The following is a 21851-nucleotide window of genomic DNA, read 5'->3' on the forward strand; positions in this document are numbered from 1 at the left end:
ATGGAGTATCAGAACATCCTGTTAATCAAAATGAGTTCGTTGGGTGATATCCTGCATACGCTGCCCTTTGCGGCGGCGTTGCGCAAGCGTTATCCCCAGGCCAAAATCACCTGGCTGGTGCATCCGCAGTTTGCCGGCTTTGTACCGGACCCGCCGGTGATTGACGAGGTGCTTTATTTTGATAAGGTAAAATTTAATAAGCTGGGCTTCAGTGATAAGCTGAAATATTTTCGCGAAATGCGCGCACTGCTGCATAGCAAGCATTTTGACCTGGTGATAGATATGCAGGGCCTTTTCAAAAGTGCGGTAATGGCTGCTATCAGCGGCTGCAGTAACCGCATCGGTTATTGCGAAATGCGCGAGGGCAGCGGCTTTATCAGCAAGGCGATTGGTGGCAGTCATAGCAAGGATCACGTTATCGAGCGTTATCTGGATGTGGCGCGTTATCTTGGCGCGAAGGTTGATTCGTTGGATGATGTGGAATTCCCGATGCCGGATTTAAGCAAGGAAACAGCTTCGGTGCAGCATAAGCTGCAGGAGGCCGGCTGGCAGGGCGGCGATTATGTTGTGATTGTTCCCGGTGCACGCTGGTGGACGAAGGAATGGCCGGTCGAGCATTATATCGAGCTGGCGAAAAAGCTTACGGCAGATGGTACTGCTGTAGTGCTGGCAGGCGGTCCGGATGATGCAGTCAAGGGGCAGAGGATTGCCGAAGGCGCAGCAAGCTCGCTGGTTATCGACTTGACGGGACAGACGAGCCTGCGTGAGCTGGCGGCGCTGATAAAGGGCTGCAGCTTCTATATCAGTGCGGATACCGGCCCGCTGCATTTTGCAGCGGCTTTGAAAAAGCCTCTTGTGGCAATGTACGGCCCGACGAAGGCTGACCGCACAGGCCCATATGGCAGTAAAAATTCCACGGTACTGCTTTCACCGGCTAAGTGTGCAGGCTGCTTGAAGAAAAAATGTGATAACTGGCATTGTATGCATGATATAACGCCGGAAATGGTTTATAAAATTTATCAGGAAAAGGTGGCAGAGGGCTGATGGCACAAGCTGTAGAATTAAATGGCAAAAAAATATTAGTAACATTTTTGATGCATCTGGGAGACCTGACGCTGACCACGCCCTTTATCCATGCGCTGCGTAAGGCAGCACCGGATGCGCACATTACCTTTCTGGCGGATGAGAAGCTGAAGGATGTAGTGCTGCACAATCCGTATCTGGATGAGGTTATTACGATTGACAAGAAGGGTAAGGACAACAGCCTGCTGGCGCTGATGGCCTGTGCCCGCCGTCTGAGCAAGATGGACTTTGATGTGCTGATTAACCTGCATCCGAATGAGCGTTGCAGCTTTATTGATGCTTTTACCAAAGTGAAATTGCGTTGCGGTACAACACACACGCTGTTCAAGCCGCTTTGGGATGTGTTTACACCGCTCAATCGTAAAATCCATGCGGCAGATATGTATCTTGATGTGCTGACGCAGCTTGGCGTACAAAAGCTGGAGCATAATGGTCTGGAGATTTTCCCGAGCGAAGAATATCAGCAGCATGCAGAAGAATTCTGGCGCGAGCACGGCGTATTTGCTACCGATAAGCTGGTAGGCTTTAATATCGGCAGTGCTGTTGTTACCAAGCGCTGGGCGCCGGAGCGCTTTGCCAAGGTAGCAGATATTCTTGCGGAAAAGGGCTATAAGCCTGTATTCTTTGGCGGTACGATGGACGAAGAAATGGTGCAGGAGGCAGTCAGCTTTATGAAGACGACACCTGTTGTAGCAACCGGCAGCTTCCGTATTGGCGAGCTGGCAGCGGCAATGCGTCGCTGCAGCCTGATTATTACCAACGACAGCGGCCCGATGCACGTAGCAATCAGCCAGAAGGTGCCTATCGTAGCGATGTACGGTCCGTCAAGCCCGAAGCTGTACGGTCCTTATACCAAGGATGCAACTATTGTGACAGCGTTGCCGCCCTGTCCTGGTTGTGCAGGTGGCATGAAGCATAAGTGTGATGATATGCAATGCATGACACGTCTGACGGTAGAGCAGGTTGTGCAGGCCGCTGAGCAGATGCTGCAGCAAAAGGAGAAATAATTTTGAGTAAGCAAAGCATTATTACCGGAGAGGTTTTATTGCTGTGTGAAAGAGTGGAGATGGCGCAGTTTATGCACGCTTATCTCCGGCATTTATTTAAGCAGGGTATCAGCTTGCCTAACATGCAGATTGTAAATTATCAGAGTATCGATAAGTTAGACTTGCTGACTAAACGCCTTATACAGCTGGAAGGCAGAGAAATAGTGCAAAAAGCAGTATTCTTTGCCGACGCGGCTGATGAGCGCGAACGCCGAATGCAGAAATTTTTTGCGGTGCGTGACAATACTTTCTTTAAAGGAGTGGAGTATTGCACGCACTTTTTCTTTCCCGGCAAAAAAGCTACTAAACGTTGGCAAAAGGGTTATCTTGAGGATATGCTGCTGCAGTCGCTGCGGCGGGAAAGCTCGGAGTGCAGTGATTATTATAATCTGTATAATATGAGCGCGGAGTATCTGCAGTCAGTAAATTGCTGCCGCGGGCGTGAGAACAGATTAGTGAATTATAGCAGGCATTTACTGTACACATATCTGGCAGGAACAGACAGGTATGTGGGCATGCGCTTGGGCGAGGCTGCCCTGGCAGGAGCCTTTGATTTGGAGCATCCGTGTTATGCAAGTCTTAAGGAATGCTTGCAAGGCTTAAACTAGAGTAGGTTATCAAAATTACTTAATTGATTTATTATATCGTGCTAAAGTGTTAGCTTTACAGGCCATCGTCCTTTCTGAATTTTGGAAAAGCAAATAAATATGTTATAATTAACAAACAAACTAAAAAAGGGGGAGCAACATTTATGTTCGGAGAAATTATTGGAGCAATCAGCAATTTTATGTATAGTTATTTGCTGATCATCATGCTCATCGGTGTAGGCCTGTACTACACTCTGCGTACTCGTCTGGTGCAGGCGCGTATGTTTAAGGAAACTATTCGTGTTATTTTGGAGAAGCCTGTTGAATCCGGTGCGGTATCATCCTTCCAGGCTTTGATGGTATCTACTGCGTCCCGTGTAGGTACCGGTAATATTATCGGCATTTCCACAGCTATCTGCCTCGGCGGTTATGGTGCTGTGTTCTGGATGTGGGTTATTGCTGTTGTCGGCGGCGCTTCTGCTTTTATTGAAAGCACCCTGGCACAGATTTACAAGAAACGTGGTCCGCACGGCAGCTACGGCGGCCCGGCTTATTACATCGAAGCTGCTTTGGGCAGCCGCGGTCTGGCAGTGCTCTTTGCTGTGGCCCTGATTGTAACCTATGGCTGCGGATTTAACATGCTGTGCTCCTATAATCTGCAATCCACCTTTGCTGCTCTGAGCTTCTATAATCCGGATACAACTCCCTGGATTATCGGCGCTGTAGAGGCTGTGCTCGTTGGCTATTGCCTGCTGGGCGGCGGCAAGCGTGTTATCAAAGCAACCTCTACTCTGGTTCCTTTGATGGGCGTTATCTACATTTCTGTAGCATTTATCCTTACTATTATGCATATCAACCTGGTTCCTGGCGTTGTAGGCAGAATTTTTGCTGAAGCATTTGATTTCACTGCAATTTTCGGTGGCTTTGCCGGCAGCTGCATGATGTTCGGTATCAAGCGCGGTCTGTACAGCAACGAAGCAGGTGTTGGTTCTGCGCCGAACGCTGCTGCTGCTGCTGACGTTTCTCACCCGGTTAAGCAAGGCCTGGTACAGATGCTGTCCGTGTTTATTGATACCCTGCTGATCTGCACCGCTACCGCTTTCATGTGCCTGAGCTCCGGCATCGAGCCGACTAAAGAGCTTGCCGGTGCGCCTTATGTACAGGCAGCTTTGGCAGCAAGCATGGGCGATTATGCTAAGCTGTTTATCACTGTATCCATGGTACTGTTTGCCTTCACTACGCTGCTGGGCAACCTGTATTATGTAGATAATGCTTTTGCTTATGTTCTGAAGCATGTTCCGGGCAAAACCTTTACCCTGTGCTACCGCATTCTGGCTTGCGTACTGATTTTCATCGGTGCAGGCTCCAGCATGGGTACTATGTGGGATCTGGCGGATGTTACCATGGGCTTCATGGCAATTATCAACTTGCCGGTTATCTGCATTCTGGGCGGTCCTGCTCTGCGTGCGCTTGATGATTACACCGAGCAGCGCAATGCCGGTAAGAATCCTGAGTTTAAGGCCAGCAAGATCGGTCTGACTCAAAAGCTGGACTACTGGCAGGATTAATATTTGTTTCTTGGAGCTGTTACGAGATTTCGTAGCAGCTCTTTTTTGCTTGTAAAGTTAATTTGCTTATCGGTGACAGAGAAGTGGGACGTAAATATAAAAACTTCGGTGAAAACAACATCGCGATGCTATTTTCACCGAAGCTTTTGCGCTTAAATCAGATATACAGGGATATAGTAGGTTTGCTCATTTATAGGTCTTATCTTATCGCAAGAATCAATAACTAAGCCAGTAGTAATGTTAAGATGATACTTATCAAGAACGCTAAAGTTTTTTGTTGCTTTTTTAGGTGCTACACCCTGCTTTATTTCAATAGGACAGATGTTAGAACCATCAACATATAATAAATCAAATTCTTTTTGGTCAGTATCCCGATAATAGAACAGGAAATCCTTAGGTGTTTTACCATGAGCGTAAAAGTTTTTGACGAGTTCGCTGACAATATATGTTTCGTAAAATGCACCGCTCATAGCGCATTTCTCCAACATTTCCGCATCAGGCCATTTGCAGAGATAAGCGCAGAGACCAGTATCCAAAAAATACATTTTAGGTGCTTTAATAATGCGGTTAGAAATGTTAGCCATATATGGTTGTAGCAGGTAAATAATACCAGAGGTTTCTAAAATGGAAATCCATTTTTTGCATGTTCTTACGTCTATGCCGACATTGCGGGCAATTTCGTCATAATGCAGCTCTTGCGCAGTTCTTAAAGCGACAATAGAAATAAAGTTTCTGAACTGCATTTCACTGGAAGCAGCAATAAGCTTACGGACATCTTTTTCGATATATGTATCGACATATGCTTTGAAATAAATATCTCGTTTGGAGATGCCGGTAAAAATATCTGGCATGCCGCCATTGAAAATGTCTTGATAAATTTCTCGCCTGGTTCTATAAGAAATTTTTTTGCTGCGTTCTAATGCTATTAATTTTTGGATATCAGCAGAAAACAAGTTATTAGGATATGCATATTTTTCTGCTTGGGAAAGGGAAAGCATTTCGATTACTCCACATCTGCCTGCAAGGGAATCGCTGATACCTTCTTGTAGCTCAAAACGGTTAGAGCCAGTCAAAATATACATAATTTGTCTTTTTTCGTTGTTACGCAGCCAGACCAAACGCTGCTCATCTATTTTTATTTTTATTTCATCCAGCAGATTAGGTGCTTTTTGAATTTCATCAATAATTACGGGCCAGCCATATTGTTCAAGAAACAAGCGTGGATTATTAATAGCTAGGGCGCGGTCATCTGCGTCATCAAGAGTGACCATAGGAATTTTATCACCGAATAGCATATTAATTGTTGTTGATTTGCCGACCTGGCGAGGGCCATAGATTACTATGCAGGGGAAAGATGCTGCTGCATCGAGGATGGTTTGCTCAACATAGCGTTTGATATACATGACAGAGCCTCCTTTAGAAATATATAGAACGATAGTAGTTTATCATTGTTGTAAGCTCATTATATAACAAAACTTCGGTGAAAACAACATCGCGATGCTGTTTTCACCGAAGTTTTATTGTCAGGTGCGTGCTATGGTGTTTTTGCCATATCACTTATCGTATACTATTTTCACAAGGTTCTTTGAAAAGTAAATAGCACAAAACATATTTAGTGAACTACTATTTTTGCCCTAGCCTGCTTGTTATAATGAATGCAAGAAGTAAGACAAATACTGAGTTGTTGGTAGAAGTTTTATATGTATGAGATAAGAGAGGGTGCAAAACATGAACTTAAAAAAGGCATTTCAATATCAAAAACAGATTGGCAAACTTATGACTGATATTGTTGGTGATGACTTGGAGATTATAAAAACACCTGTTAACACTAAAACAACAGCAGCTGCTAATCCCAATAAGTTTCTAGTGAATAAGGAAGTTTATAAACGTAGCGAATTAAACTACCTTTTTCCTACGGAGCAGCAAATCTATAAGGATGAAGTAAAGGTATTAAAATCATATAATACCAAAGGTTATGCATTGCCAAAACTGATTGCTGTTTATAATTATTTGGCAGATTGCCGCAGACTTTTGGCGGAAGCGATTGCTAAAACTAAGCTTAGTTTAAAGATTGGTGCTAATGCTTACAGTTATGATGCAGCAGTTATTTATGCTAATGATTTGCGTAAGACGCTTACATTATACGATTGTATTGCAAATATGGGCGAAACGGAAAAGGACGAGGTTCAAAAGCTTGCCTTTAGCCGTAATAATGAGAAGCTGATAGCAGAATATACAGTAACGCATGTTAAAACGCCTATACTTGAAGCGGTACAGGCTGCTAAAACTGAATATGACCGTCTTTTAGAGCTGACGAGTGAGTTGAGTGATGCGATTGAAGCAGCTGCGCTCACAAGCAGGATAGATAACAAGGCTGTGCCTGCTTTCCCTGTTACTGCTGATCTTGATTATATTTACACACATCTGGAGAAGCTGCAAAATAAATAAACTTGTTTATACGTAGGCGTAATTTGTTTATGTCTACAAGCAATTAAATATTGATAGTAAAGCTAACTGCAAACAGCTTTTGATTTATAGATTGCAACCATATTTCTTCCTAAATTATGGGAAACAAAGAAATTTTGGCTATATTAAGCTGTCTTGGCGGAGAGGTTAAGATACCTATGCTATGATTATTGGTCGTTAAAAGTGCAGAGCTAGGATAAAAATCGCAACTTGCTTGATGATATAATAAATATGCTAGATGCATATTATTATACTGCCAAACACCAAGCGACTAAACACGATAATCGTTATTCGTAGTTACGTTAAGCGTAAATAGCTAATCTTTGGTTTACATGATATACAGAAGCTGTTTTGCAGAGGACTTTATTATAACTGCTGGACGTGGGATGGGCAAGTCATCCTGCGTCTGGCTTTTGTTATTTTGCGGATTGCGTTTTGTTTACCGAAAATAAGCAAACATTATACACGTTACATCGCGCCATTTTTGCCACAGCTGTTGCGCTAAAATGAAGCTATAAAAATTTATTGCAGAAAATAGCTCAAGGAGGTCGCGCAATGCTGATTAAAGGTTTAGGACGTGTAGAAGGGACGGTAGAAGATTTACAACCTGTAACATTGAAGCAACTTATTCCGCTAGATTTGCTTGATTCGTTTATAGGGATTTATTGGCACGTAGGCAAGGGTAAGTTTATCATTTATAAAGCTCCATTGCTTGATGCAAAGTATGCTGTGGTGGAGATGGGGCAGGATTATGATGAGCAGAGCAATACAGATGATTTGCAGATAGATTATAATGTCTTTCACATGGATATTTGGTATGAAGATGTATTAAAAAAATATCCTGAGTTTACAGGTTGCGAGTTTGACTATTTTTCGCGTGGCAGAATACTTTACGAAGTGCAGCAGAAGAAGTTTGGGATTTATGGCTCTAAGAGGTTGTTAAATTCTGCAAAGGTAGTGGAATTTTTGGCGCGGGAGTTTATGCTGCCAAAAGGCGGATTTTGGGTTAATGATAAGATTTATAAGGATAAAGATGATGTGAGAAGTGTGGGAGATGGGGAGTGTGGGATTTATTCTTGAGAAAAGAGTACCTCCGCAAAATATAGAAGCAGAGCAGGCTGTATTGGGTGCAATGCTTATTGACTTGGAGCAGGATGCAGACATTGTTACTTTTCTTTATCGGGAGGATTATTATAAACCAGATACGGAGAACAAGCATACAGAGCTGATTATCGCCAAGCATCGTAATGGACCTGTTGATACGGTTAATTTGTTTTTCGATAAGAAGTGTACTAAATTTGTAGGATTTAGTAAAAGAGATGAAGCTTGTTAAATTAATAAAAGTGGAATGGTGGCAGGAGTTTCAGTTGATTGCGGATAATATGTAAGTATCTTAGTTGTGATTGGAGGTTTTGACGATGGCAAGAGCGATTTCTGAAGTTTTTTTAGATGATTTAAAAACTGGTAAATTAAGTTCATTGTTAGAAAGAGTTTTGGCAGATGATACTTTGGATTTAGAGTTACGTGGGAAATGCATCAATATTTATTATCGTGGTGGCAGCCTTTTTAGAATTACAGAAAAGGGGAGCGGAACATATGAAATTTGTTTCGATTCAAATTATTGCGATACAGAGGCTTGGAGAAATACTGGGATTATAGTAATTTGTAACCCTACAATACAGCAAGCTGTCAAGAATATTCCGTATTATAAACAAGCGATGGACATGTGGCTTCATAAGAATCCTAAGTACGAAAGGGAATTTCAGCAGTTATTAGTGAGAGAAAACAATAACCAAGGAGATATTTCCAAATCGACAGATTATTATATACTTGATATTGAATATGCAGATGATAACGATAGAAGTAAATCACGTTTTGACATTGTGGCATTAAAATGGGAATCAAAGTCTTGGATTCGTAAAGATAATAGGAAATGTTCTGTTGTGCTGATGGAAATGAAATATGGAGACAAGGCTTTGGATGGGACTGCTGGTATAGAAAAACATCTTGAAGATTTTAAGAATTTTTTTGCCAAACCGTTAAGTGAGCGTCAAGCGATATATACGGACTGGGAAGAAGTATTTAAGCAAAAATGTAAGTTAGGTTTGGTTGATGGGCTTCAAGAGAAGCAATATGATGTAAAAATAAAATTCAATGAGCCGGAAAATGAGTCGGAAAATAAGCCTGAAGTAGCTTTGATTTTTGCGAACCATGACCCTGATAAAACGAAACTGGGAGATGTGTTATCTAAAATAGATTGTAATAATTACACGTTTAACATTTTGATTGCTAATGCGTCTAATGTCGGATATGGATTGTATGTTGATAAAATGCGTGATATTACCGAATATCAGGCATAAATAAAAGCAAGTATGAACTTCATTCGCTGCGGCTTAGTGCCGCAGCTTTTTTCTTGCAAAAGTAAACTTTAGCTATACTGTTTTTACCATATCACTTATCGTATACTATTTTCACAAGGTTCTTTGAAACCTAAATAGCACAAAACATATTTAGTGAACTACTATTTTTGCCCTAGCCTGCTTGTTATAATGAATGCAAGAAGCATAAATAAACTGTTCACGTGCAGGCGTGAGGGAGAGGGAGTGCAGAAGTTTCAGTTGATGGTGGAGAATATGTAAGTATCTTAGTTGTGATTGGAGGTTTTGACGATGGCTAATCAAGATGCAGTTAAAATTTTGAAAGAAGAATTAGACGTAGTGATGAAGGATTTTCCTAAAGAAATATCCATAGATTTTGATGGAAAAAATAATTTAACTATGACTCTTCTTCTAGAAGCAACTGGAATAATAAATAATCAGTCTGGTCAAGTAACTAATATGCAAGATAATAATGCTTGCTTTGAAGGTTGGGTTTTAGCCATTAGAGCTGCTAATGAAAACTTAAATATAAAATTATGTGTTTCTGGATTAGATGAGGAATTGAGGAGTTTATCAAAATCTATGGATCAAGATGATGATTTTGCTGAAAAAACTACAATTGTGGAAAATGAGAAGTGGATTGATAAATTAGTTTTGGGGAAGTTGTCAATGAATGAGTTGACCGATTGCTTGTTCCATAAGTTATTTTGGAATATATCAGATAAAAATAGATGCCATTTTGGACGCTTTTTATACAGAGTATTAAGGTTTTCTGAACAATATGGTAAGGTAAAGGGTTCAGGATGGTTTGAATTAGATGCTGATTTAGAGTGCTTGTGCAAATGTTTTGATAGATACTTAAAGAATAATTTATTTTTAAATAATATACCTCGGTGTGAGCCTAAAAGAATATCTTCAATTGCAGAATATGATGATAAATCTAAGATTTCCAAGGAATATTTTGTTGAACAACAAATGTCGGATGGCAAATTGAAATTGTATGTAAATGATGCTGAATGTATAGGTAGACAATTTCCTGTTAGCTTATTTGAAGGATTTGTGTCTAAAGGCACCAGAATATTTTCTGGTGGATTTCTTGATTTGTGGTCATTAAATTCTGTTGACGGAGATGAGTTAACAATTTATGAACTGAAAACAAAAAATCAGATGGTAGGTGCATTAACGGAGATTTTCTTCTATGCTAACTTCATGTATGATTTATGTGTAAAAAAAATATTTGATATTAGTAGTCCTACTGATAAAAATTATCGTAATTATGATTATATATATTTATTTGCAAAGAGAAATGTAACTAAAGTAACTAAAAAGGTTAAGGGTATTATTTTGTTTGATGATAATAATATTCATCCATTGCTTGCGATGAGTAATATAATTGAAATAATGAATAAAAATAGAACAAAATCAAAATTATACTATGTTAAACCTGTAAAATACAATCTTTCAGCAGGATGTATTGTAAAATAGTATCAGTTTATTTTTGGCTTTCTGTGGTAGGCGCTCTAGCGTTTTCGTTTCAATGAATTTTATGGTATACGGTAAAAATAAGAAATCCGTAAATTTATTCACTCGCTGCGGTTTGCGTCGGGGCGTTTTTCTTTACCCTAAACAAGCGTCAGCTATACCGTTTTGGCCATATTGTTTGCCGTATACTATTCTCACAAAGTTTTTTGAAAACTAAATAACGCAAAACATATTTAGTGAGCTGTTATTTTGGCTTTAACCTGTTTCTTATATTTGGTGTAAAAAGCATAAATAAACCTGCGGTTACATAATAAGCAGAAGGCTTTATTATAATTAGTTGGATGCGGGATGGGCAAGTCATCTCGCATTTGGCTTTTATCATGATGTATTTTGCGTGATTTGTTATTTACAGAGAGAATGCGGTGTGCTGGAGTGGGATTGCAGGAGTTTTAATTTAGTGCGTAGAATAAATAAGTAGTTTATTGCGTGAGGAGGTTTGGGTGATGAAAAACAAGGAAGCAGAAAAGATTTTAACAAAAGACATAGGTATAACGTTAAGTGAATTTCCTAATAATATTACACTAAAATATGATGAAAAAGAAGCTACTCTTACTATGGAACTAAGCGCTGCAGCTGCTGGCTTAGTTAAAGATAAATTTAATATGCAAGATGATGCTGCTGCATTTGAAGCATGGGCGTTAATCATAAAAGCAGAGGCTGATTATAGAAAGAAAGACTTAAAGAAAATAGTATTGGGTGTAAAGGGAGTTAGTAATTCTGATTATAATATAGCAAAACCATCCAATGGCTGCTTAGGAAGATTTTTGTATAGAATTTTGAAGTTTAAAGAACAATATGGCGAATGGTTTGACCTCAGTGATATGTTAAAAGGATTTAGGGATAATTTCATTAGCTATTTAAGTGGAGAGCATGAATTCAAGAATAATGTTCCTGTGGGAGAAGCAGAAACTAATGAATATAAGTTATGGAATAAAGGATTAGAAAAATACGTAGAATGGATGTTTGGTACTGACAATGAATTAAAGGAAAATATTTTAGGCTTCGCTAAAGATACTATTATTGATAGACAATTACCTGTTGGATTATATGAAGACGAAGTAAAGAAAGATAATGTGGTTTTTACAGGTGGATCAGCGGCTATTGATTTTTGGGCCTTAGATGATAAGGAAAAAGTTATTAACGTTTACGAACTTAAAACAAAAAACAAAATGGTCGGTGTTTTAACAGAAATATTTTTTTATAGTAATTATGTAAATGATATTTTTGTAAATCAGAAAATCGGCGATGGTTATGGTAAAATAGTAAAATCTAAAATTAAAAATGCTGGGAAAAAAGTATCGCATAGAAATTATGAAAAATTAGAACTTGATTTGACTAATTATAAAGTGAATGGCATCATGATATGCGATGTTTTACACAGTGATATAATTGACAATTGGGAACCATTGATTAAGTTAATGAATACGAATGGAGTTATCGATTATAGTAATATAAAATTTGAATTGGAGTTGCCTAAAGTTAAGAAGAGTAGTCCTGTTTGAAAAACTATTGAAGCAGTACTTCTCTCGCCCCGCGCGTCGGGGCGTTTTTCTTTACCCAAAAACAAGCATCAGCTATACCATTTTTGCCATATCGCTTGCCGTATACTATCCTTACAAAGTTCTTTGAAAGCAGCATGGTTGATGTAACTACTAAAATGTTTTTTGTTAGGAAGGATGGAGATAAAATGCAAAAGATAAATTTTCATAAAAATGATAATACAGAACAAAAATGTGAGCCTGATTATATCACAGCGCATGAATATTGTATGTTTAACAGAAGACTGCTTGAACATGATAAAAGATGTGGATGTTTTCATTGCCTTAAAGTTTTTGACACTGAAGAGTTAGAATGGGTTGATCTTGACTTAACTGCACTGTGTCCATATTGTGGCATAGATGCTGTTATAGGCGAGAGTGCAGGCTATCCGTTGACAGAAGAATTTTTGCAGAAGATGAGAGATTATTGGTTTAGCTGCTAAGATACAATGATAGTTTGAGATAAATAATAGGGAGCGATAAGATGTCTACCAACATAGAATTTCTTCATGCCGACCAGATTGGCGGCTGCGTTACTTTAATTAGCACAGACACAACGAAGATTTGCATTGATTTTGGCGAGAATCTGCCGGGCAGCAAGCATAAAGAAGCGCTGGAGGTCGAAGGACTGACTTCTGGCGAGCAGCAATACGATGCGGTATTCTTCACGCATTATCATGGTGACCACATCGGGCGGTTCGATAAAATACTCCCGGGGATTCCACTGTACATGAGCCAGATGTGCCGCTATGCGCTGCTCAATATTTACCACGCTTTGGCGAAGCACGATGCGCAGTACAAGAAGCAGATTGAAATTTTGGAAGACAAAACGCGTAATCATGTGCTCTGGCCTCAGCAGGTTGTGCAGGTTGGCGATATTAAAGTCACGCCTTACACCATCGACCATTCGGCAGAGGCGGCGATGATGTTTCTGATTGAAACGCCGGATAAGCGTATTTTGCATATGGGTGATTTCCGCACGCATGGCTTTATGGGCGAGAAGCTTAAAAAGCTGTTGCTGCATTATGTATTGGGCTTGGAGCTGCGTTCTAAGCCTGTAGATATTCTGATTACCGAAGGCACAAATATGACGCGCGAGGAGGGCGAGCTGCTGACGGAAGATGAACTTCTTACGCAGGCTTGTGCGTTGATGCGAGAGCATAAGCTGGTCTTTTGCATCTGTTCGTCGACGAATTTTATCCGCCTGCGCAATTTTTATCGTGCTGCACGGGATGCGCATAAGATTGTGCTGGCAAGCAGATATATGCTGGGGCAGGTGCAGAGCTATTATCAATATAAGCAGGATTTGTATGCTTATCTGAATAATTGCCAACAGGACAGGCAGGTCAGATTGCCGGGAATGTACAGCTTGCTGCTAGACAAGGAAGTGTTAGAGGATAAACTGGCCTACAAGTTGCAGGAAAAAAAGCTGCGTGAACGTGGCGCGCTGATTTTTCTGAGCGGAACACAGGCTGCGGAGAAGCTGCAAAGGCTAGTGGCTAAATATAGCGACCTGCAGCCACTCGTGATTTATTCTCAATGGTCAGGCTATATTAAGGACAAAGGTGCAGAGTATTATAATGCGGAGCTGGCTGAGGCCTGTGCTGCTTGCAATACAGTGCAGCTGCATACGAGCGGGCACGCGTCAAAAGAGGTAGTGGAGGAGATTATCAGGTTTGTGAATCCACGCGAGTATGTGGCGATAATTCATTCAGAGCAGGCGGAAATCAGGTACAGACAGTATTGATTTTCTTAGCAGTTGCGTATATCATGAAAAATAGAGAATATCTACGCAGAGCGTTTCACTGGAAGTGAGGTTGATAGCATGGCAGAGCAGAACGCAAAATATCTTAACAAATGCCGCTTATTGCGCGTGTTTGAATATATGCAGAATACGGATGAGCAGCATCCGCTGAACATTACGCAGATTATTGCGAAGCTGCTGGAGGACGGTGTGTGCGATCATGAGCCGGACCGCAAGTCGATTATGCGCGATTTGCAGACTATTGAGGCGTGTGGTTACAAGTTGGAAGCCTGTGAAAACCATAACGATGGCAAGTATCTAAATTATGAGAATAAGCCGTTCGGGTGTGACCAGCTCAAGATGTTGGCAGACGCAGTTGCTTCAGCCCGCTTTTTGACAGCGGAGGATGCGAAAAAGCTCGTGAATAAGATTTTTCAGTTGGGTACACCTACCGACAGGAAGTTCCTGAAGGAGGCTGTTATTTGTGATGCAAGTCTGAATGTGGCTCTAAGTAAGACGAAGTATAACTTTGATAAGATTATGGAGGCGATTAGGGATAAAAAGCAGCTTAGCTTCCAATATAACTATAAGTTTGTGCCCAATCCCCAGCAGAAGGATTTGAGCCATGAGGGAATGGAATATTTTGTGAGTCCGTATTATTTCGTGCCAATGAATGATGATTATTATGTCATTGGCTGCACGGGTGAATACAAAAATTTCAGTCACTACCGCCTGTCGCGTATGGTAAATGTGCGGGTGCAGGGAAAAGCAGCGAATAAGCTGACGGATAGCACGGATTACAAAATGCTTAAGGATTCTTGCAAAAATATCTGCGATTATCTGCGCGAGCATATTAATATGCGTTATGGTACGACGCAGCGAGTTAGTCTGCATTGTAAGCAGAAATGTCGCCTTGATATTCTGGCAAGGTTTGGTAATAGGATTAACATGTACGACTGCCCGGATGATAAGGAATATTTTGCTACGAGCGTTGAAGTGCAGTCTGACGCGGGCTTTTTGGGCTGGGTGGCAGGTTTTGACGGCGATGTAATTATCGCTGGCCCCGATAGTGTACGAGCGGCGTATAGGGAATATTTGCAAAAGCAGCTTGAGCTGTATAACAGCTAAGCTAAATAATTTTATCAATAAAGCATCGTTTGTACTGCGTTTTTGCAGTGCAGGCGGTGCTTTTTTGCTGTGGATAATTTGCGCTTTTACAAGCTTATAGCAATCACGTGTAGTGCTCCTATATGTTGCAGGCATTATTTCAGAAAATTTTTCTTTGCTACTAGCAGTATTTTCAGAATTAATGTAGAATAGATACGTAATAAAGCAATTTTTTGGTCAAGGTTGTTTTATGTCCTTTGCGAAGGAGGGAAAGACGATGATTTATAATTATTATCCTGGCTGTACGCTGTCAACGAAGGCGAAGCAGCTGGATATGGCAGCACGACGCTGTGCTGAGGTGCTGGGCTTTCCGCTGGTGGAGCTGCCGGAATGGCAGTGCTGCGGCGCGGTTTACCCGATGGCACCCGATGCTATTGCCGAGCGTCTGAGTGCGGTGCGTGCGCTTGTGGCAGCGCGTGAAAACGGCGGCGTACTGGTGACGCTGTGCAGTGCGTGCTACCATGTCATCAAACGTGTGAACCACGATATGGCAACGAATGCGGAGATTCGCCAAAAGGTGAATAATTATCTGCAATTGGAGGAGCCTTATGCCGGTGAAACACGGGTTTTGCATTACCTGGAGGTTTTGCGTGATGAAATCGGTTGGGAAAAGCTGGCGCAGCTGGTGAGCCATCCTTTGAAGGAACGCAGGGTTGGCGCTTATTATGGCTGTTTGCTGCTTAGACCGGGAGCGGTTTTGACCCTCGATGACGTAGAGAGTCCAACTGTTATGGAAGCCTTTATTAAAGCGTTGGGTGCAGAGCCGATTATTTACAGCATGCGCAATGAATGCTGCGGCGGTTATCTGGCGCTGAAGGATAAGGCGCAATGCGAAAAGCTCGTCAGCGAAATTAAAAATAATGCTGCAAGCTGTGGTGCGCAGGAGCTGGTTACGGCCTGCCCGCTGTGTGCGTATAACCTGACGGCTAATGGTGCCGCAGGCAGCCTGCCGACGCGTTACTTTACGGAGCTTCTTGCTGAAGCACTTGGTGTTGCGGAGAGCGAAGGAGGTGCGGAATAATGGCTGTTGATGAAAAGCAATTGACAGAGGCTATTCTGCGCCTTGCTGCTACCGACGTGAGCCGCTGTATGCAGTGCGGCCGCTGCAGTGCGAACTGCGAAGCTGCGTCTAAAATGGACCTTTTGCCCCACCGCGTAGTGTGGGACTTAAACAGTGGTCATGCGTCCGAGCTGCTGGAGGCTGACGCACCGTGGCAATGTCTGTCGTGCATGGCGTGCGAGGAGCGCTGCCCGCGCGGCGTGAGCCCGGCGCGCGTTATGGAGGCGTTGCGTCTGCTGCAGATTCGTCAGCAGGGCAACAATAAGCTGCCTGCCGAAAGTGTGGAGCATTATCCGAGCGATATGCCGCAGCAGCTTTTGGTGGCAGCCTTTAGAAAATACAATAAATAGGGGGAAGCTACGTGCAAAAGATTGGTGTTTTTGTTTGTTGGTGTGGCAGCAACATCGCCGGCACGGTAGATGTTGCCCAGGTGGTAGAGGCAGTACGCCAAATTCCGGACGTTGCCTATGCCATCGATTATAAATATATGTGCTCCGAGCAAGGCCAGGAGCTGATTCGCAAGGCTGTGGCTGATTATAAGCTGGACAGAATTGTTGTCTGCAGCTGCTCGCCGCGTATGCACGAGGCAACCTTCCGCAAATGTGCAGAGGGCGTTGGCATCAATCCTTATATGGTAGAGATTGCCAACATCCGTGAGCAATGCTCCTGGGTGCTGAAGGATAAGGTCGAAGCGACAGCGAAGGCGATTAAATTAGCCAAGGCGGCAATTGCCAAGGTGCGCTTTAATGGAGCGCTGAAGCCCGGCGAAAGCCAGGTAGTGAAGCGCGCACTGGTTATCGGCGGCGGTATCGCCGGTATTCAGACAGCGCTGGATATTGCGGAAGCAGGCTATAAGGTAGATATTGTGGAGAAGGAGCCGACAATCGGCGGCCGTATGGCGCAGCTCGACAAAACCTTCCCGACACTCGACTGCTCTGCCTGCATCCTGACACCGAAGATGGTGGATGCAGCGAATCATGAAAATATTACGCTTTATACCTATAGCGAGGTAGAAAGCGTAAGCGGCTTTGTGGGTAATTTTGATGTGACAATCCGCAAAAAAGCACGCAGCGTGAAGGCTGATATGTGCAGCGGCTGCGGCATTTGTACCGAAAAATGTCCGTCCCGCAAAACGCCGAGCGAATTCGATATGGGACTGAAGAATCGCGGCGCGATTTATATTCCCTTTGCGCAGGCCATTCCTAAGGTTCCTGTTATCGACCGTGAGGCCTGCATTAAGTTCAAAACCGGTAAATGCGGAATCTGCTCCAAGCTCTGTCCGGCAGGAGCTATTGATTACACGCAGACCGATGAGCTGATTACGGAAAAATACGGCGCAATTGTATTGGCAACGGGCTTTAAAACGCTGCCTCTCGACAAGTTCGGTGAATATGGCTACGGTGCCAGCAAGGATGTTATCACCTCGCTGGAGCTGGAGCGTCTGACGAATGCGGCAGGTCCTACCGAAGGTCATCTTGTTTGTCCGTCTACCGGCAAGGAGCCGAAGAAGGTTATCATTGTTTCCTGCGTAGGCTCGCGTGATGTGAGCGGTCGCGGCAAGAGCTACTGCAGTAAAATCTGCTGCATGTATAATGCCAAGCATGCGATGTATATCCGTGAAAAATATCCTGATGTGGATGTAACTGTTTTTTATATAGATGTACGTACTCCGGGCAAGGGCTTTGACGAGTTTCAACGCCGTGCGGTGGAGGAATACGGCGTGCATTATGTACGCGGTCAGGTAGGCAAGGTTGTTGTTGACGGCGATGGCAGGCTGACGGTTTTCGCCAGCGATTTGAACAGCGGTCGCAAGCTGATGCTGAATCCTGATTTAGTAGTACTGGCGACGGCTGTGCAGCCTTCTCCCGATGCACGCAAGCTGGCAACGATGCTGACGGCCAGCATTGACAACGATGACTTTTACGTAGAGGCGCATCCGAAGCTGCGTCCTGTTGAAAGTCCGACGGCAGGCATTTTCCTCAGCGGCATGTGCCAGGGACCGAAGGATATTCCGGAAACTGTTTCGCAGGCCGGTGCGGCGGCTGTTAAGGTTGTCGGCTTGCTGGCGAAGGATAAGCTGCTGACGAACCCCTGCACTGCCCAGTGCGATACAAGCATTTGCAGCGGCTGTCTGGCTTGCACGCATGTCTGCCCCTACGGCGCGATTACCGGCGAGAGCAAGCAGGTTATCACGAAGCTGGGTGTGCGCGAAACACGCACCGTTGCGGTGGTAAACAATGCGCTGTGCCAGGGCTGCGGTGCCTGCACGGTAGCCTGCCCCTGCGGTGCTATGGATTTGCAGGGCTTTACTAATCAACAAATTCTGGCAGAGGTGGATGCATTATGCTAGAGAAGAAAAATTTTGAACCGAAAATCGTGGCCTTCTGCTGCAACTGGTGCAGCTATGCCGGTGCTGACGGCGCCGGAACGGCCCGCAAGCATTATCCTGCTAATATCAAAATCATCAAGGTTCCCTGCTCCTGCAGAGTGAATCCGCTCTTTATCCTGCGCGCGTTTCAGCGTGGCGCGGACGGTGTCATCATGTGCGGCTGTCACCCCGGCGACTGCCATTATTCTACCGGCAACTATTATGCACGCCGTCGTATGACGCTGCTTCTCAGCATGCTTGATTATCTGGGCGTGGCCGGTGAGCGCTTCCGTGTGGAATGGGTAAGTGCGGCCGAGGGCGCACGCTTTGCACAGGTGATGAACGATTTTGCCGAGCATATTGCGGCATTGGGTGAGAATGTAAAGTTGAGGGATTTGCGATGCAAAAAATAGAAAAGCTGCTGCAGAAGCGTGCAGCCGAACTGTTGGCAGAGGGCACAGTAGAGCGTGTGCTGGCCTGGCAGGCAGGCGAATTCTTTTACGATAACGCACCTGCTGCCGTAAGCAGTGCGGACGAATGTGACAAGCTTGTTTATAACGAGTTCTGTCCTGCCAATCTCTGCAAATATTTAATCGAAACAAGCCATGCAGGCAAGAAGACGGCTGTTTTCTTAAAGCCTTGCGATACATACGGAGTGAACCAGCTGCTGAAGGATAACCGCATTAAGCGTGAGCTTGTTTATGCCATCGGAACACCCTGCAGCGGTATGTTGGATATCAAAAAGATTAAGGCTGCCGGTGCTAAGGGCATCATCAGCGTGAGCGTGGACGGTGACGAGGTTGTTGTCAACACTGCTTATGGCGAAAAGCGTCTGGCAAAGGCTGACGTGCTGCTGAACAAATGCCTGATGTGCAAGGGCGCTGCTTATAAAATTGCGGATGAGGAGCTGGCTGAGCCGTTGCCTGTACCGCAGTTTACCGGTGATAAATTCGCCAAGGTCAAGGAGATTGAAGCGATGAGCGAGGAAGAGCGTTTTGCCTTCTGGCAAAGCGAGCTTTCCAAGTGCATTCGCTGCAATGCCTGCCGTGATATCTGCCCGGCGTGCAGCTGCGAGCAGTGCATTTTTGATAAGCCGGACACTCCGGTAGCAGGCAAGGCGTATGCCGACGAGGTTGAGGAGCAGATGTATCATATCATCCGTGCCTTCCATGTTGCCGGTCGTTGCACCGGTTGTGGTGAATGTGCGCGTGTTTGCCCGCAGGGAATTCATCTGGAGCTGCTGAATATGAAGTTCATGAAGGATATCAACAGCTTCTTCGGTCAGTATCAGGCCGGTGCGGACAGCGAAACACCTGCACCGCAGGTAAGCTTTAAGCAGAACGATCCTGAGGCCAACAGTGCGGTAGAAGGGAGGGAGCAGCATGTATAAGATAGCAAAGGATAAGCTGCCGAAGTTATATGCAGCCCTGCAAAATATCGGTACGCTGCTGCTGCCCTGTAAGAACAAGAGCGGTCATGCGGACTTCGCGCCGTATCGCGAGGATGCGGAGGTTGCGTTGGATGCACTGCTGACGAACCGCAGTGCGAAGGATGTTTTCTTCCCGCAGGTAGAAAATCTGCTGACCTTTAAGATGAGCGGCAAGGAGCTGGCGTTGGAGCAGAATATTCCGCCTGCCGGTACGACGATCGTCATGGGCGTGCGTGCCTGCGATGCGCGCAGCTTTCAAATTTTAGATAAGGTATTTTTAAAAGCGCCTGTTGATACATATTACAAAACAAGACGTGAGCAATGCGTGCTTATCGGCTTAGGCTGCAGTGCTCCCGAAGAAACCTGTTTCTGTCATGCCTTTGGCATTGACGCGGGCGCTCCGGAGACGGATGTGCAGACCTGGCTGGTGGGCGAGGAGCTTTGCTGGCAGGCTGTGACAGCCAAGGGCGAGGAGCTGACAGCGAAGCTTGTCAGCGCCGGTGTGCTGGCGGAGGCAGCTGCGGATGCTGCGGCAGCGGTAAGCGAGCAGCAGGAGCAGACGCAAAAAATTTTGAGCGTACTGCCCTTGCATGATTTCAAGGTAAATGACGCGCTGACGAAGGACGAGCTGAAGGTCTTCCACAGTAAAATCTGGGAGCAGCTGGCTGCAGGCTGCTTGTCCTGCTGCACCTGCACCTATGTGTGTCCGACCTGTCATTGCTATGATATCCGTGATTATCAGGAGACTGAGGAGCGCACGCAGCGCTATCGCTGTTGGGACAGCTGCATGGCGAAGGATTTTACGCTGATGGCTCATGGCAGTCCGCGTAAGACGAAGGTGGAGCGCTTCCGTCAGCGTTATATGCATAAGCTGGTATATTTCCCGGAGAACAACGAAGGTGAATATGCTTGCGTCGGCTGTGGACGTTGTCTGCAAAAGTGTCCGGTGCAGCTTAATATTGTCAAGGTTGCTAAGGCCTTGGAAAAAGCGGAGGTGAAGCAGGATGTGTAATTGTCAGGATACTTTGATTCCGCAGATTGGCGTGGTGACGGATATCTGCACGGAAACAGCTGATGTAAAAACCTTCCGCGTGGAGAAAATCGGCGGCGGTAAGCTGTTTGAGCATTTGCCGGGACAATGCGCTATTCTTTCCGTTCCCGGTAAGGGTGAGGCGATTTTTTCCATTACCTCCTCTCCTACGAACGAAAAATATATGGAGTTCAGCATTAAACGCTGTGGCTCGATTACGAACTTTTTGCATTTTGATATTGAACCTGGTCAGCAGATTGCGGTGCGCGGGCCTTACGGCAATCATTTCCCGGTTGAGGATAAATTGAAAGGCAAGGATCTGCTCTTTATCGCCGGTGGCATCGGTTTGGCGCCGCTGCGCAGTGTAATCAATTATATGCTGGATAAGCGTGACGATTACGGCAGCATTGATGTTGTTTACGGTGCGCGCAGTAAGGAAGATTTTGTGCGTTACGACGAGCTGACGAATGTGTGGCCGGCGCAAAAGGATACGCGCGTGCATCTGACGATTGACCGTGCGCAGGAGGGTTGGACGGGCAATGTCGGCTTTGTGCCTAACTTCCTGAAGGACCTGAAGTTTACGCCGGATAAGACGGTGCTGCTGTGCGGTCCGCCGATTATGATTAAGCTGTGTCTGGCGGCGTTGATTGAGATGGGCTTTGTGAAGAAGCAGGTTTATACGACGCTGGAGCTGCGCATGAAGTGCGGTGTGGGCAAGTGTGGTCGCTGCAATATCGGCAAGAAGTATGTGTGCAAGGACGGGCCGGTATTTACTTGCGATGAGCTGGATGAAATGCCGGACGAGTATTGATTTTTTTGGAGAAGAAAATATAAGGAGCAAAAAT

The 21851-nt window shown here is 44.4% G+C and carries 21 protein-coding genes; 20 read left to right on the forward strand and 1 reads right to left on the reverse strand.

Features of this window, described 5'->3' with window-relative positions:
- The 4 genes from waaC to Q0G26_RS01045 all read left to right on the forward strand — a co-directional run bounded on the left by waaC (position 1) and on the right by Q0G26_RS01045 (position 4284).
- Positions 1–1044, forward strand: a complete 1044-nt coding sequence (gene waaC, locus Q0G26_RS01030) for a lipopolysaccharide heptosyltransferase I (RefSeq protein ID WP_293827741.1) — start codon at positions 1–3, stop codon at positions 1042–1044.
- The gene (locus Q0G26_RS01035) at positions 1044–2090 is read left to right on the forward strand and encodes a glycosyltransferase family 9 protein (protein WP_021719467.1); all 1047 of its coding nucleotides are present in this window, start codon (positions 1044–1046) and stop codon (positions 2088–2090) included. Before waaC ends, Q0G26_RS01035 begins: the two co-directional genes overlap by 1 nt.
- Positions 2091–2092: 2 nt before the next feature.
- On the forward strand, positions 2093–2737 hold the full coding sequence (locus tag Q0G26_RS01040) for a hypothetical protein (protein ID WP_293827744.1): 645 nt from the start codon (positions 2093–2095) through the stop codon (positions 2735–2737).
- Positions 2738–2880: 143 nt separating this feature from the next.
- The gene (locus tag Q0G26_RS01045; protein WP_293827747.1) at positions 2881–4284 is read left to right on the forward strand and encodes an alanine/glycine:cation symporter family protein; all 1404 of its coding nucleotides are present in this window, start codon (positions 2881–2883) and stop codon (positions 4282–4284) included.
- Between the two features lie 152 nt (positions 4285–4436).
- Here the strand turns inward: Q0G26_RS01045 and Q0G26_RS01050 are convergent, their stop codons facing one another.
- A complete protein-coding gene (locus tag Q0G26_RS01050) occupies positions 4437–5687 on the reverse strand; it encodes a DUF4143 domain-containing protein (RefSeq protein ID WP_293827749.1) in 1251 nt (416 codons plus the stop codon).
- A gap of 325 nt (positions 5688–6012) precedes the next feature.
- Here Q0G26_RS01050 and Q0G26_RS01055 point away from each other — a divergent pair, with 325 nt between their 5' ends.
- From Q0G26_RS01055 to Q0G26_RS01130, 16 genes are all read left to right on the forward strand, one after another.
- A complete protein-coding gene (locus Q0G26_RS01055) occupies positions 6013–6732 on the forward strand; it encodes a hypothetical protein (protein WP_277250000.1) in 720 nt (239 codons plus the stop codon).
- Positions 6733–7305: 573 nt separating this feature from the next.
- On the forward strand, positions 7306–7830 hold the full coding sequence (locus Q0G26_RS01060) for a hypothetical protein (RefSeq protein WP_293827751.1): 525 nt from the start codon (positions 7306–7308) through the stop codon (positions 7828–7830).
- A complete protein-coding gene (locus Q0G26_RS01065; RefSeq protein WP_366517715.1) occupies positions 7805–8083 on the forward strand; it encodes a DnaB-like helicase C-terminal domain-containing protein in 279 nt (92 codons plus the stop codon). The genes Q0G26_RS01060 and Q0G26_RS01065 overlap by 26 nt, the downstream gene beginning before the upstream one ends.
- 85 nt (positions 8084–8168) lie before the next feature.
- A complete protein-coding gene (locus Q0G26_RS01070) occupies positions 8169–9110 on the forward strand; it encodes a hypothetical protein (protein WP_293827756.1) in 942 nt (313 codons plus the stop codon).
- A 309-nt stretch (positions 9111–9419) separates the two neighbouring features.
- Positions 9420–10613: a hypothetical protein gene (locus Q0G26_RS01075; protein WP_293827758.1), complete on the forward strand. Its 1194-nt coding sequence runs from the start codon at positions 9420–9422 to the stop codon at positions 10611–10613.
- Positions 10614–11113: 500 nt separating this feature from the next.
- Positions 11114–12172, forward strand: a complete 1059-nt coding sequence (locus tag Q0G26_RS01080; RefSeq protein ID WP_293827760.1) for a hypothetical protein — start codon at positions 11114–11116, stop codon at positions 12170–12172.
- A gap of 266 nt (positions 12173–12438) precedes the next feature.
- Positions 12439–12651 carry a cytoplasmic protein gene (locus Q0G26_RS01085; RefSeq protein ID WP_366517716.1) on the forward strand — a complete coding sequence of 71 codons (213 nt, stop codon included), beginning with the start codon at positions 12439–12441 and terminating at the stop codon, positions 12649–12651.
- Between the two features lie 41 nt (positions 12652–12692).
- The gene (locus Q0G26_RS01090; RefSeq protein ID WP_293827765.1) at positions 12693–13955 is read left to right on the forward strand and encodes an MBL fold metallo-hydrolase; all 1263 of its coding nucleotides are present in this window, start codon (positions 12693–12695) and stop codon (positions 13953–13955) included.
- Between the two features lie 78 nt (positions 13956–14033).
- Entirely contained in the window at positions 14034–15080 is a 1047-nt protein-coding gene (locus Q0G26_RS01095; protein WP_293827767.1) for a WYL domain-containing protein, read from the forward strand.
- Between the two features lie 256 nt (positions 15081–15336).
- The gene (locus Q0G26_RS01100) at positions 15337–16140 is read left to right on the forward strand and encodes a CoB--CoM heterodisulfide reductase iron-sulfur subunit B family protein (protein WP_293827769.1); all 804 of its coding nucleotides are present in this window, start codon (positions 15337–15339) and stop codon (positions 16138–16140) included.
- Positions 16140–16529, forward strand: a complete 390-nt coding sequence (locus Q0G26_RS01105; protein ID WP_293827772.1) for a 4Fe-4S dicluster domain-containing protein — start codon at positions 16140–16142, stop codon at positions 16527–16529. Before Q0G26_RS01100 ends, Q0G26_RS01105 begins: the two co-directional genes overlap by 1 nt.
- An 11-nt stretch (positions 16530–16540) precedes the next feature.
- Positions 16541–18529, forward strand: a complete 1989-nt coding sequence (locus tag Q0G26_RS01110; protein WP_293827774.1) for a CoB--CoM heterodisulfide reductase iron-sulfur subunit A family protein — start codon at positions 16541–16543, stop codon at positions 18527–18529.
- The gene (locus Q0G26_RS01115; protein WP_345740549.1) at positions 18520–18960 is read left to right on the forward strand and encodes a hydrogenase iron-sulfur subunit; all 441 of its coding nucleotides are present in this window, start codon (positions 18520–18522) and stop codon (positions 18958–18960) included. Before Q0G26_RS01110 ends, Q0G26_RS01115 begins: the two co-directional genes overlap by 10 nt.
- A complete protein-coding gene (locus Q0G26_RS01120; protein WP_293827777.1) occupies positions 18948–19937 on the forward strand; it encodes a 4Fe-4S dicluster domain-containing protein in 990 nt (329 codons plus the stop codon). Before Q0G26_RS01115 ends, Q0G26_RS01120 begins: the two co-directional genes overlap by 13 nt.
- Entirely contained in the window at positions 19930–20988 is a 1059-nt protein-coding gene (locus Q0G26_RS01125; RefSeq protein ID WP_293827780.1) for a 4Fe-4S dicluster domain-containing protein, read from the forward strand. The genes Q0G26_RS01120 and Q0G26_RS01125 overlap by 8 nt, the downstream gene beginning before the upstream one ends.
- Complete coding sequence (locus Q0G26_RS01130) at positions 20981–21817, forward strand: FAD/NAD(P)-binding protein (RefSeq protein WP_293827782.1); 837 nt, start codon at positions 20981–20983, stop codon at positions 21815–21817. The genes Q0G26_RS01125 and Q0G26_RS01130 overlap by 8 nt, the downstream gene beginning before the upstream one ends.
- Positions 21818–21851 lie beyond the last annotated feature (34 nt).

The organism is uncultured Phascolarctobacterium sp. (assembly GCF_934190775.1).
In the GTDB taxonomy this organism is placed as follows: domain Bacteria; phylum Bacillota; class Negativicutes; order Acidaminococcales; family Acidaminococcaceae; genus Phascolarctobacterium_A.